Annotated in this window: 7 protein-coding genes and 1 pseudogene; 3 read left to right on the top strand and 5 right to left on the bottom strand. The window is 59.1% G+C overall.

Annotation, left to right across the window (positions count from 1 at the left end; all coding sequences use genetic code 11):
* From EV130_RS33430 to EV130_RS19920, 4 genes and pseudogenes are all read right to left on the bottom strand, one after another.
* Positions 1–137, bottom strand: a pseudogene (locus EV130_RS33430) (5-aminolevulinate synthase); the annotation flags it as partial.
* 142 nt (positions 138–279) lie between these two features.
* A complete protein-coding gene (locus EV130_RS19930; RefSeq protein ID WP_074062738.1) occupies positions 280–1,077 on the bottom strand; it encodes an FAD binding domain-containing protein in 798 nt (265 codons plus the stop codon).
* A gap of 12 nt (positions 1,078–1,089) precedes the next feature.
* A complete protein-coding gene (locus EV130_RS19925; protein WP_074062739.1) occupies positions 1,090–3,435 on the bottom strand; it encodes a xanthine dehydrogenase family protein molybdopterin-binding subunit in 2,346 nt (781 codons plus the stop codon).
* Between the two features lie 80 nt (positions 3,436–3,515).
* The gene (locus EV130_RS19920; RefSeq protein WP_074062740.1) at positions 3,516–4,007 is read right to left on the bottom strand and encodes a (2Fe-2S)-binding protein; all 492 of its coding nucleotides are present in this window, start codon (positions 4,005–4,007) and stop codon (positions 3,516–3,518) included.
* Between the two features lie 270 nt (positions 4,008–4,277).
* Here EV130_RS19920 and EV130_RS19915 point away from each other — a divergent pair, with 270 nt between their 5' ends.
* The 3 genes from EV130_RS19915 to EV130_RS19905 all read left to right on the top strand — a co-directional run bounded on the left by EV130_RS19915 (position 4,278) and on the right by EV130_RS19905 (position 13,426).
* On the top strand, positions 4,278–4,544 hold the full coding sequence (locus tag EV130_RS19915) for a YMGG-like glycine zipper-containing protein (RefSeq protein ID WP_074062741.1): 267 nt from the start codon (positions 4,278–4,280) through the stop codon (positions 4,542–4,544).
* A gap of 156 nt (positions 4,545–4,700) precedes the next feature.
* Positions 4,701–6,623, top strand: a complete 1,923-nt coding sequence (locus tag EV130_RS19910; RefSeq protein WP_196776295.1) for an autotransporter assembly complex protein TamA — start codon at positions 4,701–4,703, stop codon at positions 6,621–6,623.
* A gap of 59 nt (positions 6,624–6,682) precedes the next feature.
* Complete coding sequence (locus tag EV130_RS19905) at positions 6,683–13,426, top strand: translocation/assembly module TamB domain-containing protein (RefSeq protein ID WP_132661117.1); 6,744 nt, start codon at positions 6,683–6,685, stop codon at positions 13,424–13,426.
* Here the strand turns inward: EV130_RS19905 and EV130_RS19900 are convergent.
* On the bottom strand, positions 13,423–13,851 hold the full coding sequence (locus tag EV130_RS19900; protein WP_132554511.1) for an Lrp/AsnC family transcriptional regulator: 429 nt from the start codon (positions 13,849–13,851) through the stop codon (positions 13,423–13,425). The genes EV130_RS19905 and EV130_RS19900 overlap by 4 nt on opposite strands.
* Positions 13,852–13,965 lie beyond the last annotated feature (114 nt).

Here is a 13,965-nt window from a genome sequence, read left to right as displayed (position 1 = left end):
CGCTCGAGATCGGCGAAAACCCGATAGCGGCCTTCCTTGTGAAGCCCGTCCAGCTCGCTCCTAAAAAATCCTTCGAAATCCATCCATGTGCTCCAGTATCGCGCGACGGTTTTGCTGAGCGGACGATCGCGCGTCAACCCTTACATCACGCTTTAGCATCAACTGCGGCAAATGGCCCATATTTTTGAATGATTCCAGACAAAAATTCCGCCACCCTCGCTGATCCGGGCGCGTTCCTGCACAGTTGATGGAGCCGGCGAGCCGGCTCCATTCGATATGCTAGCCCGCTCTCGCAATGGCGCGCTTTGCCATCACCTTCACCAGATTTGCGCGATATTCCGCGCTGGCATGCAGGTCCGACATCAACCCCGCCGGATCGACATTGACACTGGTGATCGAAGCCGGCGACCAGTTGGCGCCCAGCGCCTGCTCCATCGCAGATTGGCGAAAGACACCGCTGGAGCCCGCACCGGTTACGGCGACGCGCACGCCGCCTTGTCCCTTGGCAACGAAGACGCCGGTCATGGCATAGCGGGAAGCCGGATTCGCAAACTTGGCGTAGCCGGCCTTCTCCGGCGCCTCGAAGCTGATCGCTACGATCAGCTCACCCTCCTCAAGCGCCGTTTCGAAAAGGCCGGTGAAGAAATCGCCGGCTGCGATTTCGCGTTTATTCGTGACGATACTGGCATTCAGGGCAAGGATCGCAGCCGGATAATCGGCAGCAGGATCGTTGTTGGCGATTGAGCCGCCGATGGTGCCCATATTCCGCACATGCGGATCGCCGATCCGTCCCGCGAGTTCGCACAACGCGGGGCAAATTGCGCCGATTGCGGCAGAAGACGCCACTTCCGCATGTGTCACTGCCGCACCGATCCGCACCTTGCGGCCTTCGACCTGGATACCCTTCATCGACTCAATGTGGCGTATATCCACCAGGTCGCTTGGCGCGGCAAGCCGTTGCTTCATCGTTGCGATCAAAGTCATGCCCCCGGAGACATATTTGCCCTCTGGTGCGCCGGTGATCATGCTCACGGCCTCATCGACTGTCGAGGCCCGGTGATAGTTCGTCTGATACATGGCCGTTCCTCCTCAGTGGGTTGGTTGTGCAGCCATCCACACCTTCTGCGGCGTAGCTGGCATAGTCAGCATGTTGTTGCCGATCGCATCGGTGATCGCATTCATCAGCGCTGGCGGCGAGCCGATCGCGCCCGCCTCGCCGCAGCCCTTGACGCCCAGCGGGTTGCTCGGACATGGGGTGTTTTGATGCGACAGATCGAAGGATGGCAGGTCGTCGGCACGCGGCATGGCGTAATCCATGTAGCTCGCGGTCAAAAGCTGGCCGCTCTCGTCGTAATGAACACCTTCAAGCAGCGCCTGGCCGATGCCTTGCGCCAGGCCTCCATGGACTTGGCCTTCGACAATCATCGGGTTGATGATATTGCCGAAGTCGTCGGCAGCGACGAACTGCACAATTTTCGTCGTCCCCGTTTCGGGATCGACTTCGACCTCGCAGATGTAGCAGCCTGCCGGGAACGTGAAGTTCGATGGATCATAGAAGGCCGTCTCCTTCAGCCCCGGCTCCATCCCGGAAGGCAGATTGTGGGCGGTGTAGGCGGCAAGCGCGACCTGGAACCATGGCAGCGTCTTGTCCGTGCCCGCCACCTTCAACTCGCCATTTTCGATCACGATATCGCTCTCATCCGCCTCCATGAGATGCGCGGCAATCTTTTTCGCCTTGGCCTCGACCTTGTCGAGCGCCTTGGCGACCGCCGACATGCCAACGGCACCGGAGCGCGAACCATAGGTGCCCATGCCCATCTGCACCTTGTCGGTATCACCGTGAACGATGGATATGCTATCGATCGGCACGCCGAGCCGGCCCGCGACGAGCTGTGCGAACGTCGTTTCATGTCCCTGCCCGTGGCTGTGCGATCCGGTCAAGACCTCCACGGTACCGACGGCATTGACCCGCACCTCGGCGGATTCCCAAAGGCCAACACCGGCGCCGAGCGAGCCGACCGCCTGCGATGGAGCAAGCCCGCATGCCTCTATATAGCAACTCATGCCGATGCCGCGCTTCATGCCACGGAGGCTAGCCTCCTCCTTGCGCTGAGCAAAGCCGTCCCAATCGGCCGCCTGCATCGCCGCGTTGAGCGAAGCTTCGTAATCGCCTGCGTCATAGGTCAAAATGACCGGCGTCTGGTGGGGGAACGAGCGGATGAAATTCTTCCGCCTGAGTTCAGCAGGCGAAACGCCGAGCTCGCGCGCCGCCATATCCATTGTCCTCTCGAGGAGATAGGTCGCCTCTGGCCGCCCCGCGCCGCGATAGGCGTCGACGGGCGCGGTGTTGGTATAGACGGTACGCACATTGGCGTGGATTGCCGGGATGTCATACTGGCCGGAAAGCAGCGTCGCGTAGAGGTAGGTCGGCACGCAGGACGAGAACAGCGACATGTAGGCGCCGAGATTGGCGATCGTATCGACCTTCAGTGCCGTGATGCGATTGTCTGCATCGAAAGCCATCGTGACCTTGGAGACATGATCGCGGCCGTGCGCATCCGTGAGAAAGGCCTCGGTGCGGTCTGCAGTCCATTTTACCGGCACGCCGGTCTTCTTGGATGCCCAGAGACAGACGATCTCCTCCGGATAGATGTAGATCTTGGAGCCGAAGCCGCCGCCGACATCCGGTGCAATGACCCGCAGCTTGTTTTCCGGCGCCACGTTGTAAAAAGCGCTCATGACCAGCCGCGCCAGATGCGGATTCTGGCTGGTGGTGTAGCAGGTGTAATGGTCGTCGCCTGCATCGTAGATGCCGAGCGTGGCGCGCGGCTCCATCGCATTGGGAGAGAGGCGATTATTGACGATATCGACCTCAATCACGTGTGCTGCTTGCGCAATCGCCTGGTCGGCAGCGGCAGCGTCGCCGATCTCCCAGTCGAAGATCAGGTTATTGACAGCTTCCGGATGAATTTGCGGCGCGCCAGGTTTCAGTGCATCGACCGCCTCGATCACAGCCGGCAGTTCCTCGTAGTCGACAACGACCGATTCTGCCGCGTCGCGCGCTTCGTCAAGCGAGTCCGCTATGACGATCGCAACAGCATCGCCCACATAGCGAACCGTCTCCACCGCCAACGGGCGCCAGGCGCCCATTTTCATCGCAGAACCGTCCTTCGAATGGATCATCCATCCGCAGATGAGGTTGCCGATGCCGTCTTCGCGCAATTGCTTGCCGTTTAGCACGTCGACGACGCCAGGCATGGCTTTCGCAGCGGAAATATCGACGTTCCTGATCTTGGCATGCGCATGCGGGCTGCGAACGAAATAGCCATATTTCATTCCTGGCACGACCATATCGTCGGTATAGCGGCCCTTGCCGGTCAGGAACCGCTTGTCTTCCTTGCGCGCGACCCGTGCGCCAATTCCTTCGACACCCATGATGTCCTCCCGATGGGGTTCTGGCCCGGCACTCCGCCAAAGAATATCGTGTTCGGCAGTCGGCCAGGCAATTGCGGAAATTACTCGGCAGCCTGCTTAGCGCCGCCGTGCATCTCCGCATTGGCGGAAAGAACGGCCTTGACGATGTTGTGATAACCGGTGCAGCGACAGATGTTGCCTTCGAGCTCCTGGCGAACCGTCTGTTCGTCCAGTTGCCCGCCATGACGATCGATCATGTCGACCGCGGTCATCACCATGCCGGGCGTGCAGAATCCGCACTGGAGCCCGTGATGTTCCTTGAAGGCGGCCTGAACCGGATGGAGCCCACCATCTGCGGCCAGGCCTTCGATCGTCGTGACCGACGAGCCCGATGCCTGAACGGCGAGGATCGAGCAGCTCTTGACCGACTTGCCGTCCATGTGCACGACGCAGGTGCCGCACTGCGTCGTATCGCAGCCGACATGCGTTCCCGTCAGGCCGAGTTTTTCACGAATGAATTGGACAAGAAGCGTGCGCTCTTCACAGTCGCCGCTCACCGCCCGGCCGTTCACCGTCAGTTTCACCTTCACCATGATTTTCTCCTCGTGCCTCCTCCAGGCACAGGAACATCATTTGACTTTTTCGGTTAGGGATCAACCGCTACTTTGGGGAGTTCTGCCAAATTTGCTCTACGGACGACTGCATGACTCCGCATGACGTCTGAATCGGATTGAAAACAGCCGTGGACACAAAAATTTCAGGTTCAAACTGGACGCCATCCTGTTGCGACATAGTTCTAATTGTCAAAAGACACCGTGAAGGGACAGCGGCTGCCAAGCGGGCAGTCAACCTTGGAGAGAAAAATGAAGAAAGCAATCGCATTTGCTCTGATCGGCCTCTCGATCGCGAGCTGCACGCCTACTGAGCAGGGTGCCGGGATCGGTGCGGCATCAGGCGCGGTCATCGGCGGGGTCGCCACAGGCAATGTTCGCGGAGCCGCAGTCGGCGCTGCGATCGGCGGCGTCACGGGTGCCGTCATCGGCAGAGTCTCCGAACAGCCCGGCCAATGCTACTATCGCGACCGCTATGGTCGCCGCTACATCGACGATTGCCCCGGCGATTATCGCTGAGACACAGTTGTGCAAGGTCCGAAAATCCCGGCTGCAACCGGGATTTTTCATCTTTCGTACTAAATTAGCTCGAAAAGAGCTTAAATCGGTACACCTCGTGCATTTTTGCCGCTAAGCTGTTAATGGCTGGGCAACGCATGTAATTAAAAGCGGCTGATGCAGATCAGAGGGACGACACCGAAATCAGGTTTTGCGTATCGGCGGGCAGGCACCATGATGGTGATCGCGGCAGCGGCTGCGTTCTCACCGGTTCTGACTGGCGAGGCCTATGCATTCAAGCTATTCGGCATCACCATTTTCGGCGAAGACGAGAGTGACAGCGAGCAGGTGCCCGATCCTGTGCGCTATGACGCCAATCTTACGACGGATACCGCCGATCCCGATCTCAAAGAGGCTTTGGAAAACAGTTCTCGTCTGGTCGGTGACGAGGATCGCCCGGTTTCGGGCGACCTCGGCATTGTCGTCAAGGCACGCGACGACCGTGATCGCCTGATCGCGGTCCTCTACGAAAAAGCGCGCTACGGCGGCGTCGTGACGATCACGATCGACGGAAAGAACATCGACGACCTTCCTCCCAACCCGACCTTCGACCGGGCAAAGCCCGTTGCCGTTCAAGTCGCTGTCGAGCCGGGACCGGCCTTTCGGGTCAAGGAAGTGCAGTTCGGCGGCGATGCTGCAACCCGCAATCCCGCAGATTACGATCTGGCGCCCGGCCAAGAGGCCGGGTCGCTGACGATCATCAAGGCCGGGGACAAGATCGTCGAACAGCTGAAGAGCGAGGGGCGACCGCTTGCAAGGCTGACCACACGGCAAGTGGTGGCCGATCACCGCACCAAGACGGTCGATATCGTCATCGCGACGGAAGGTGGTCCGGTAGCCCCGATCGGCAATGTCGACGTAACCGGGCAGAAAGCCGTTAGACCTGCTTTCATCGAGCGTTATTCGCGCCTTGAAAGAGGAGGAGCCTATTCTCCAGAGGCGCTCAAGAAGGCTGGTGAGCGGTTGCGCGCGCTCGGCGTTTTTTCGAGCGTCACCATTCACGAAGCCGATAGCCTCGCCGCCGATGGGACGTTGCCGATGACCATCGAAGTGTCGGAAGGCAAGCAGCGTTATTTCGGTGTCGGCGCCAATTATTCAACGATCGACGGCATGGGGGTCCAAGGTTATTGGGGACACCGCAATCTCTTCGGCGAAGCGGAATCCCTTCGAATCGAGGGCGCGGTTGGCCGCCTGGGCGAAAACGACATAGGAAATCTCGACTACTCGACTGGTATACTCTTCACTAAACCCGGCGCGTTTTTCCCTGCCGCAACGCTGAAGGCCGGCATTCTCGCAAAGACCGAGAATCCGGATGCCTACAACGCCTCGCTCATCACCGCCTCGCTCGGCCTGTCTTACGAGCTGACGGATCAGGACACCGCCTCGGCGAGCGCTGAAATCAGCTATGAAAAGGACGATGACGCGTTTGGCGACAACGAATATCTGACTTTCGCCCTGCCGCTTACTTACGAGCGCGATGCACGCGACAACAAACTCAACCCTACGGAAGGGTACCGGGCAACGCTTGCAGCGACGCCGAGCTATGAGATGTTCGGCAGCACGATCTTCTCGTCCTTCGAGGGTTCGATTACCGGCTACCAGTCGATCGGCATTGAGGACAATGTTATCTTCGCTGGCAAGGTGGCGGCCGGCATGCTGGTCGGCGGAGAATTACCGGACATTCCCGCAACGAGACGTTTTTTTGCCGGAGGTGGCGGTTCGGTTCGAGGGTATGGCTATCAGGAGATCTCCCCCTACAACTCCGAGGATGAAGCGACGGGCGGAAAATCTTATGTCACCGCCTCGCTGGAAGCGCGCGTCAGGATCACCGAGACCATCGGCATCGTTCCTTTCATCGACGTCGGAACAGTTGGAAGCGAGGAATTTCCCGATTTTTCCGATATCCGTGCCGGGGCCGGTATCGGAATTCGTTACGCCACGCCTTTTGGCCCCCTGCGGCTTGATTTTGCCGTACCATTGAACAAGTACGAGGATGGCACAAATTACGGCATCTATGCCGGGATCGGCCAGTCTTTCTAGAATGCGACATTCGCGGATTTCAACCCGCGAACAATGACGAACAGGGTAGTTCCGCCTTCATGCAAGCGCTGACGAAATTCGTGAGTTGGACCATCCATGTAATCGGCGTTGCGACCGGTGCAGCACTGATTCTTGCCGCGATAGCCTTTGCGATCTTCGGTTTCACCTCGTTCGGCTCGCGTATTGTCACGGAAGAAGTCGCGGAAGAGCTTTCCAACCGCGACATGAAGATTGCGGTCCGCGAGCCAAGCGGTCTGCTTACCGGCGGATTGCGCGCAGCGGAGATAACGGTTTCAGACACGCGCGGAGTATTCGCACAGATCTCCGGTCTCTCGATAGACTGGAACCCGTTGGCGCTGCTGCGAGGCGAGTTCCACGCAAGCGAACTCTCCCTCGGCTCTGTCAATATAATCCGAAAGCCGGTGCGTACTATTCCCTCACAACCAGCAAGCGGTGAAGACGAGGGTTTCAGCCTGCCGATCAAGATCGATGTCGACAGGATCGTTATATCTGACATCAATCTGAGCGAGCAGTTCGCGGGACGCGCCTTTACTTTAACGGCCGGCGGCAATCTGCAGGCCGACCAGAATGGCGGGAATGTCGTAATCAATATCAGCCGTCATGATGTGCCCGACGCCAAGCTCTCGGCCGATTTGGCGTTCATGCCCGATCAGAACCAGTTGAGGCTGAAGGCGCAGCTATCTGAACCGAAGGGCGGTTTGCTTGCCGCTTTCCTGTCGCTGCCTGGCGATCCTTCAGTCGATATCGTCGTCGATGGCGAAGGGCCGGTTTCTGATTGGAACGGCAGGCTTCAAGCCGCCCTGGACGGCCAGCAACGGGCTTCGATCAAAGGACACCATGCGCTTACGCAAGACGGTCTGCACCATCTTGATCTCAAGGGCGGCGGTGACCTGAACACCCTGCTGCCGCCGGCCTTCCGGCCATTGTTCTCCGGCCAGACGAACATCGATGTCTCCGCCACCTACAACAATAGGGGCAAACTCGACATCCAGACCGGCAACATAGCAACCGGCAGCGTCGTCATTGCGGCGTCCGGCACCCTGGATCGAGCGGGCAACAACAGCCTGAACGTCAACGTGCTCGGAACGTCCGGCCCGGTCGATTTCCGCTGGCCGCTTGCCGATGGCGAAGCCCGTTTCATGGTGACCGGTCTAAACCTGGCCCTCACAGGCGATGCGCAGTCGGCGCGGCTGAACGCCAGCGCTTCGCTCGATGCCGCAACATTGCCACAAGCGACGATCGGCAACGTGAAACTGACTGCAAAGAGCGACGCTTTCAACCTGGCCAAGCGTTCCGGTGCCGTTCAATTGCGTATGGTTGCCGGTGACACGACGTTCATGAACCCGGATATCAATCGAGCAGTACAAGGTCCTGTGACGCTTGCCGCGCCGCTGCAAATCGCCGCCGATGGAGTAGGCTTCAACGGGACGACATTGGAAAGCGCCCAAGCAAGCGGCACCGTCAACGGCACCTACAAACTCACCGACAACACGCTGACGGGTAACGCCAAGCTTACCATTCAGCCCGCGGCACTGCCGCCTGCTATCGCACCGCGCTTCGATGCTCCGATTTCGATCGATACACAGATCGCCGGAACCATTCCGTCCAAGATCAACCTCTCGGATCTCGTCGTCAAATCCGGAACGATCGAAACTGCTGGCTCCGTGATGCTTGACGGCGAAAGCCTCACCGCCAACCTTTCGGGGCGGCTGCCAAATGTAGCGAAGCTTCTGGAAACCGCCGAAGGCGAGGCGAGCTATACGGTCAATGCCAGCGGCCCGCTGACAGCACTGGCGATCACGGCAAATCTCAAGGCCGCAACCCTTCGCACCGCTGGTCGAACGCTTGGTGATCTGGAGGTCAGGATTTCCGGCGCCGCTGATCCTGACGCACCCCAAGGTACCATCAATGCCAAGGGCACGATCGACGGCCAGCCGATTTCCATCGTTGCCGACGCACAGTCCAAAGGCGGCATCATCAGCGTCCCGTCTCTCAGTGCGGACGTCGGCAGTAACCGGCTGCAAGGCAATATCCAGCTGTCCTCGCGCTTCGAGCCCACCGGAGCGCTCACCTTCGATTTTCCCGATATCGGCCTGCTAGCTGCACTTTTCGGGCAGCGAGCCCAAGGCGATCTTAATGGTGCGCTCGACATCGCCAACGACAATGGCAAGATTGCGTTAAAGATGACGGCCACAGGAAATGGTTTGCAGCGCGATACATTTTCGATCTTGAAACCGGCTATCGCTATCACCGTCACCGACCTCAAAGGCCTCGCCGCCAACGGCATCGTCAAGGCAGGCGAGATGTCGGCAGGCGCCAACAGGCTCGCTGAACCGGTGCTGAACTTCGTGCAGCAACAGAACCGCACGAAGTTCGACCTTAACGCTGCCTACGACGATAGTCCGGTGTTTGTGAAGGGTGACCTTGAAACAAAAGCGGGCCGGACGACGATCCGGCTCGATCGATTTTCAGGCGAACCGCGCAACATTCCGGTTGAACTCTCCCAACCCGCCCAGATTGCGATTAACAACGGCCAGGCTGCGCTGAGCGGCCTCACGGTCAGGACCGGAAGCGGCTCCGTGGCGGTAACCGGCTCGGCGGGCGAGACGCTCGACATCAATGCGGTCATCAGCGAGCTGCCCGCAAGTCTCGCCAACGGTTTCGTTCCCAATCTGAATGCCGAAGGTGCTATCTCCGGAACGGTGTCGGTCAAGGGAACGCCGACGGCGCCGATTGCGGATTTCAAGCTTGACTGGAAGAATGCCGCGACAAGCCACACCAAAAACGCGCATCTTGCGCCATTCGGCGTCGCCGCGACCGGAAAGTTTGCCGACGACAAGCTCGGCTTCGACGCAAGCATCGATGGCTCCGAGGGACTGTCCTTGAATTCCCGCGGAAATGTTGTTTTTGCCGGAACGGACGTACGGAGCCTGAACATCGATGCCGATGTCATCAACCTTCCGGCAAGCATCGCCAATGGATTTGTTCCGGCTCTTGCCGCCGAAGGGACGATTTCGGGAACGGTCAAAGCATCAGGAACACTTTCCGCGCCGGCTGTCGATTTCGATCTCGATTGGAAGGACGCAGCCACAAGCCAGACCAAGGGTGCCGGATTGACAGCGCTCGGGGTGAGCGCCACTGGCAAATTCGCCGACAACAAGCTCGACTTCGATGCAGACCTATCGGGCGCAGCCGAAATGGGTCTCAAGGCAAACGGCAATGTTGTGATGGCCGGCACGGCGGTCCAAAGCCTCGACGTAAATGCCAATCTCGACAATGTCCCGGCAAGGCTTGCAAACAGCTTCGTGCCCGGACTTGCCGCCGAAGGAACGGTCTCGGGAACGGCCAAAGCGTCAGGAACACTTTCCGCACCGGCTGTGGATTTCGATCTTGCCTGGAAGGACGCAGCCACGAGTAAGACGAAACAGGCAGGGCTTGCTCCGTTCGGCCTGAGTGCCACCGGCAAACTTGCAAATAACAAGCTCGACTTCGATGCAGACCTGACCGGTGCGGCCGACACGCGGCTGAGCGCGGACGGGAATATTGTGATCGCCGGCACGGCGCTCCAAAGTCTTAACGTAAATGCCAATCTCAACAATGTTCCGGCAAAGCTCGCAAACAGCTTCGTGCCCGGACTTGCCGCCGAAGGGACGATTTCGGGAACGGCCAAAGCATCAGGAACACTTTCTGCGCCGGCTGTCGATTTCGATCTCGATTGGAAGGACGCAGCCACAAGCCAGACCAAGGGTGCCGGATTGACAGCGCTTGGGGTGAGCACCACTGGCAAATTCGCCGACAACAAGCTCGACTTCGATGCAGACCTATCGGGCGCAGCCGAAATGGGTCTCAAGGCAAACGGCAATGTTGTGATGGCCGGCACGGCGGTCCAAAGCCTCGACGTAAATGCCAATCTCGACAATGTCCCGGCAAGGCTTGCAAACAGCTTCGTGCCCGGACTTGCCGCCGAAGGAACGGTCTCGGGAACGGCCAAAGCGTCAGGAACACTTTCCGCACCGGCTGTGGATTTCGATCTTGCCTGGAAGGACGCAGCCACGAGTAAGACGAAACAGGCAGGGCTTGCTCCGTTCGGCCTGAGTGCCACCGGCAAACTTGCAAATAACAAGCTCGACTTCGATGCAGACCTGACCGGTGCGGCCGACACGCGGCTGAGCGCGGACGGGAATATTGTGATCGCCGGCACGGCGCTCCAAAGTCTTAACGTAAATGCCAATCTCAACAATGTTCCGGCAAAGCTCGCAAACAGCTTCGTGCCCGGACTTGCCGCCGAAGGGACGATTTCGGGAACGGCCAAAGCATCAGGAACACTTTCTGCGCCGGCTGTCGATTTCGATCTCGATTGGAAGGACGCAGCCACAAGCCAGACCAAGGGTGCCGGATTGACAGCGCTTGGGGTGAGCACCACTGGCAAATTTGCCGATAACAAGCTCGACTTCGATGCAAGTGCGAATGCCGCGGATGGCGTAGCTTTGAAAGCGGCGGGTAAGGTCGTTGTTTCTGGAACGACTGTTCAGAACTTGGAGATTGAAGCGAACGTCACCAATGTTCCCGCAAGTGTGGCGAACGGCTTTGTTCCGGGCCTGGCTGCCGCAGGCACTGTTTCGGGAACGGTGAAAGCCTCTGGGACGCTTTCCTCACCTGCCGTTGATTTCAAGTTCGATTGGAAGGATTTGGCGACAAGTCAGACGAAGGGCGCCAAGCTGTCGTCGCTGAACCTCAGCGCGATCGGCAAATTTGCCGACAACAAGCTTGATTTCGACGCGAATGCGAGCGGAGCTGACGGAGCTTCGCTGAAAGCGATCGGCAATCTTGCAATTGCCGGCCAGAGAGTCGAGAGCCTGAAGGTGGAGGCCGACATTGCCAATCTACCGGCAGGCATCGCCAACAATTTCGTGCCAGGCCTTGCAGCAGAAGGTGTCCTTTCTGGCACGGTCGTGGCCGCGGGAAACCTCGCTTCCCCGACAGCCGATTTCAAACTCGACTGGAAGAACGCGGCGACCAGCCACACCAGGAAGGCAGGACTGTCCCAGCTCGCGATGAACGCGACAGGCAAGCTTGCCAACAACAGACTCGACTTCGATGCCATCATGAACGGCGCTGACAACATGACGCTGAAAGCTGGCGGCAACGTCATGATAGAGGGCACGGTCGTCAAGAGCCTCAAAGTTGATGCCAATGTCTCCAATCTACCGGCGAGCGTGGCAAACGGTTTCGTCCCGGGCCTCGCCGTGGAGGGAACGGTCTCCGGAACCGCAACGGTTTCGGGGTCGCTTTCCGCTCCGAAGGTTGATTTCAAGCTCAACTGGAAGGATGCATCGACCAGCCAGACCAAAGGCGCCGGGCTCTCGCCCTTTGCAATAGCCGCCAACGGCAACCTCGCCGACAACACACTCACCATCGATACCGACCTTACCGGCGACAGCGGCCTTTCGATGAAGGGCGGCGGCACCGTTGCGATCACCGGCGGTCGGGCCCTTAACTTGCAGTTCCGCGGCAACCTCCCCTTTGCCATCATGGGCGCACAGCTGGCGCAACAGGGCTTTGTCGCAGAAGGTAACGCCGATATTGACCTCCGGATCACTGGCACGGCCGCCGGCCCCGTCATCAACGGGTCTATTTCGACCAGCGGTGCCAGGCTGGTCGATGTCCGCAGGAATCTTGCGCTCAATAATGTTGTCGCCAACATTACGATGAATGGCGAGCAGGCCACCATCTCCCGCCTGAGCGGCAACTTCGCGAGCGGCGGCAGGGTTACGGCGAGCGGCACGGTCGGAATCCGGCCAGGCAGTGGCTATCCGGTGAACATCGAGGTTAGGCTGGACAGGGCAGTCTACGTTGACGGAACGCTTGTCGTCGCGACGGTCGATGGCAATCTCGCTCTGCGGGGTCCGCTTCTTACCAACCCGGCGCTGAGCGGCCGATTGAACGTCGAAAAAGCATCGATCACCGTGCCGGACAGGCTGCCTACTTCACTGCGCGAGATCGACATCAAGCACGTGAATGCACCACCTGCTGTGCGTGCCCAGCTGCGCGACGAAGCCCAAAAGCCCGGCGAGAAATCGACGACGCTCGCGCTCGACCTGCAGATCAACGCGCCGTCGAAGATCTACGTCCGCGGGCGCGGCATCGATTCGGAACTTGGCGGCAGTGTCACGATCAGGGGAACAGCGGCAATGCCCGTCGTTTCCGGCGGCTTTACCATGCGTCGCGGACGCCTGACCATGCTTAATCGCCGCCTGAACTTCACCGACAAGAGCCGCATTACATTTGCTGGCGATTTGACGCCGGCGCTCGACATGGAAGCGAGCTCCACTTCGGGATCAACGAGGCTCACCGTCGATGTCACGGGACTTGCAACAGATCCCTCGATCACCTTCTCGTCCTCGCCGACCTTGCCGCAGGATGAAGTTCTGGCGCAGCTCATATTCGGCCAGTCCATGTCGAAGCTCTCGCCGGTCCAGATCGCGCAGCTCGCCGATGCTGTGAGCCAGTTGGCGGGCGGACGTTCGACCTCGCTTTTCGAGGGGCTCCGCAACCAGCTTGGTGTCGACGACCTCAACATCAGCACCGACGAGAAGGGGCAGACGAGTGTCAGCGTCGGCCGCTATCTGAACGAACGCACCTATTTCGAGTTGCAGCAAGGCGGCGAAGCGGGCGCCAAGGCGATCATCAATCTCGATGTCGGGCGGGGCGTGAAATTACGTGGTGCGGCGGGTGGAAATGGTGCCGGCGAAGCCGGCATCGTCTACGAACATGAATACTAGAATGCGGTCTTGCGGGTTTTCAGCAGGATATTTGTTTCAGTCGAATTGATGCCGTTGATGAGCCGAATACGGCGGAGCGTCTCATCGAAGGAGACGAGATCGCGATCCTCAAGCTCCGCAACGAAATCCCATTTGCCGTTGGTGCTGTGCAGCGCGCGTACCTGCGGGAGACCGCGCAGCTGATCGGCTACTCGGTCGGCGAGCTTGCCGAGTACCTCGATCATGACGATCGCACGAACGCCGGCGGCGCGCGTTTCATGGCCGGTCCGGATGGTAAAGGCGGCAATGGTACCGCTTGCAACAAGCCGGTCGATACGGGCGGCAACGGTCGCACGCGAGGCGCCGGTCATCGCGGCGAGAGAGGATACCGGTATTCTAGCATTATGGCGAAGCGCGCTTAGAATTTCTTGATCAAGGTCGTCCATGGCGTTCACTTTGTCGAAACACACTTAGCAAAGTGCAAAATCGGAGTTCATTTCTGACATTTTTCCATCTTTTTGCCGTCACGTCGATGTCCGAATATGCATTCATCCAAATTC

The organism is Rhizobium azibense (assembly GCF_004342325.1).
GTDB lineage: Bacteria > Pseudomonadota > Alphaproteobacteria > Rhizobiales > Rhizobiaceae > Rhizobium > Rhizobium etli_B.
The sequence above is the reverse complement of the archived record's forward strand: the minus strand, read 5'-3'. Positions and strand labels throughout refer to the sequence as shown.

Coding starts and splice junctions, on each gene's coding strand:
- EV130_RS19915 (WP_074062741.1), top strand. CDS start 4,278: ATGAAGAAAGCAATCGCATTTGCTCTGATCGGCCTCTCGATCGCGAGC.
- EV130_RS19905 (WP_132661117.1), top strand. CDS start 6,683: ATGCAAGCGCTGACGAAATTCGTGAGTTGGACCATCCATGTAATCGGC.
- EV130_RS19930 (WP_074062738.1), bottom strand. CDS start 1,077: ATGTATCAGACGAACTATCACCGGGCCTCGACAGTCGATGAGGCCGTG.
- EV130_RS19900 (WP_132554511.1), bottom strand. CDS start 13,851: ATGGACGACCTTGATCAAGAAATTCTAAGCGCGCTTCGCCATAATGCT.
- EV130_RS19910 (WP_196776295.1), top strand. CDS start 4,701: ATGCAGATCAGAGGGACGACACCGAAATCAGGTTTTGCGTATCGGCGG.
- EV130_RS19920 (WP_074062740.1), bottom strand. CDS start 4,007: ATGGTGAAGGTGAAACTGACGGTGAACGGCCGGGCGGTGAGCGGCGAC.
- EV130_RS19925 (WP_074062739.1), bottom strand. CDS start 3,435: ATGGGTGTCGAAGGAATTGGCGCACGGGTCGCGCGCAAGGAAGACAAG.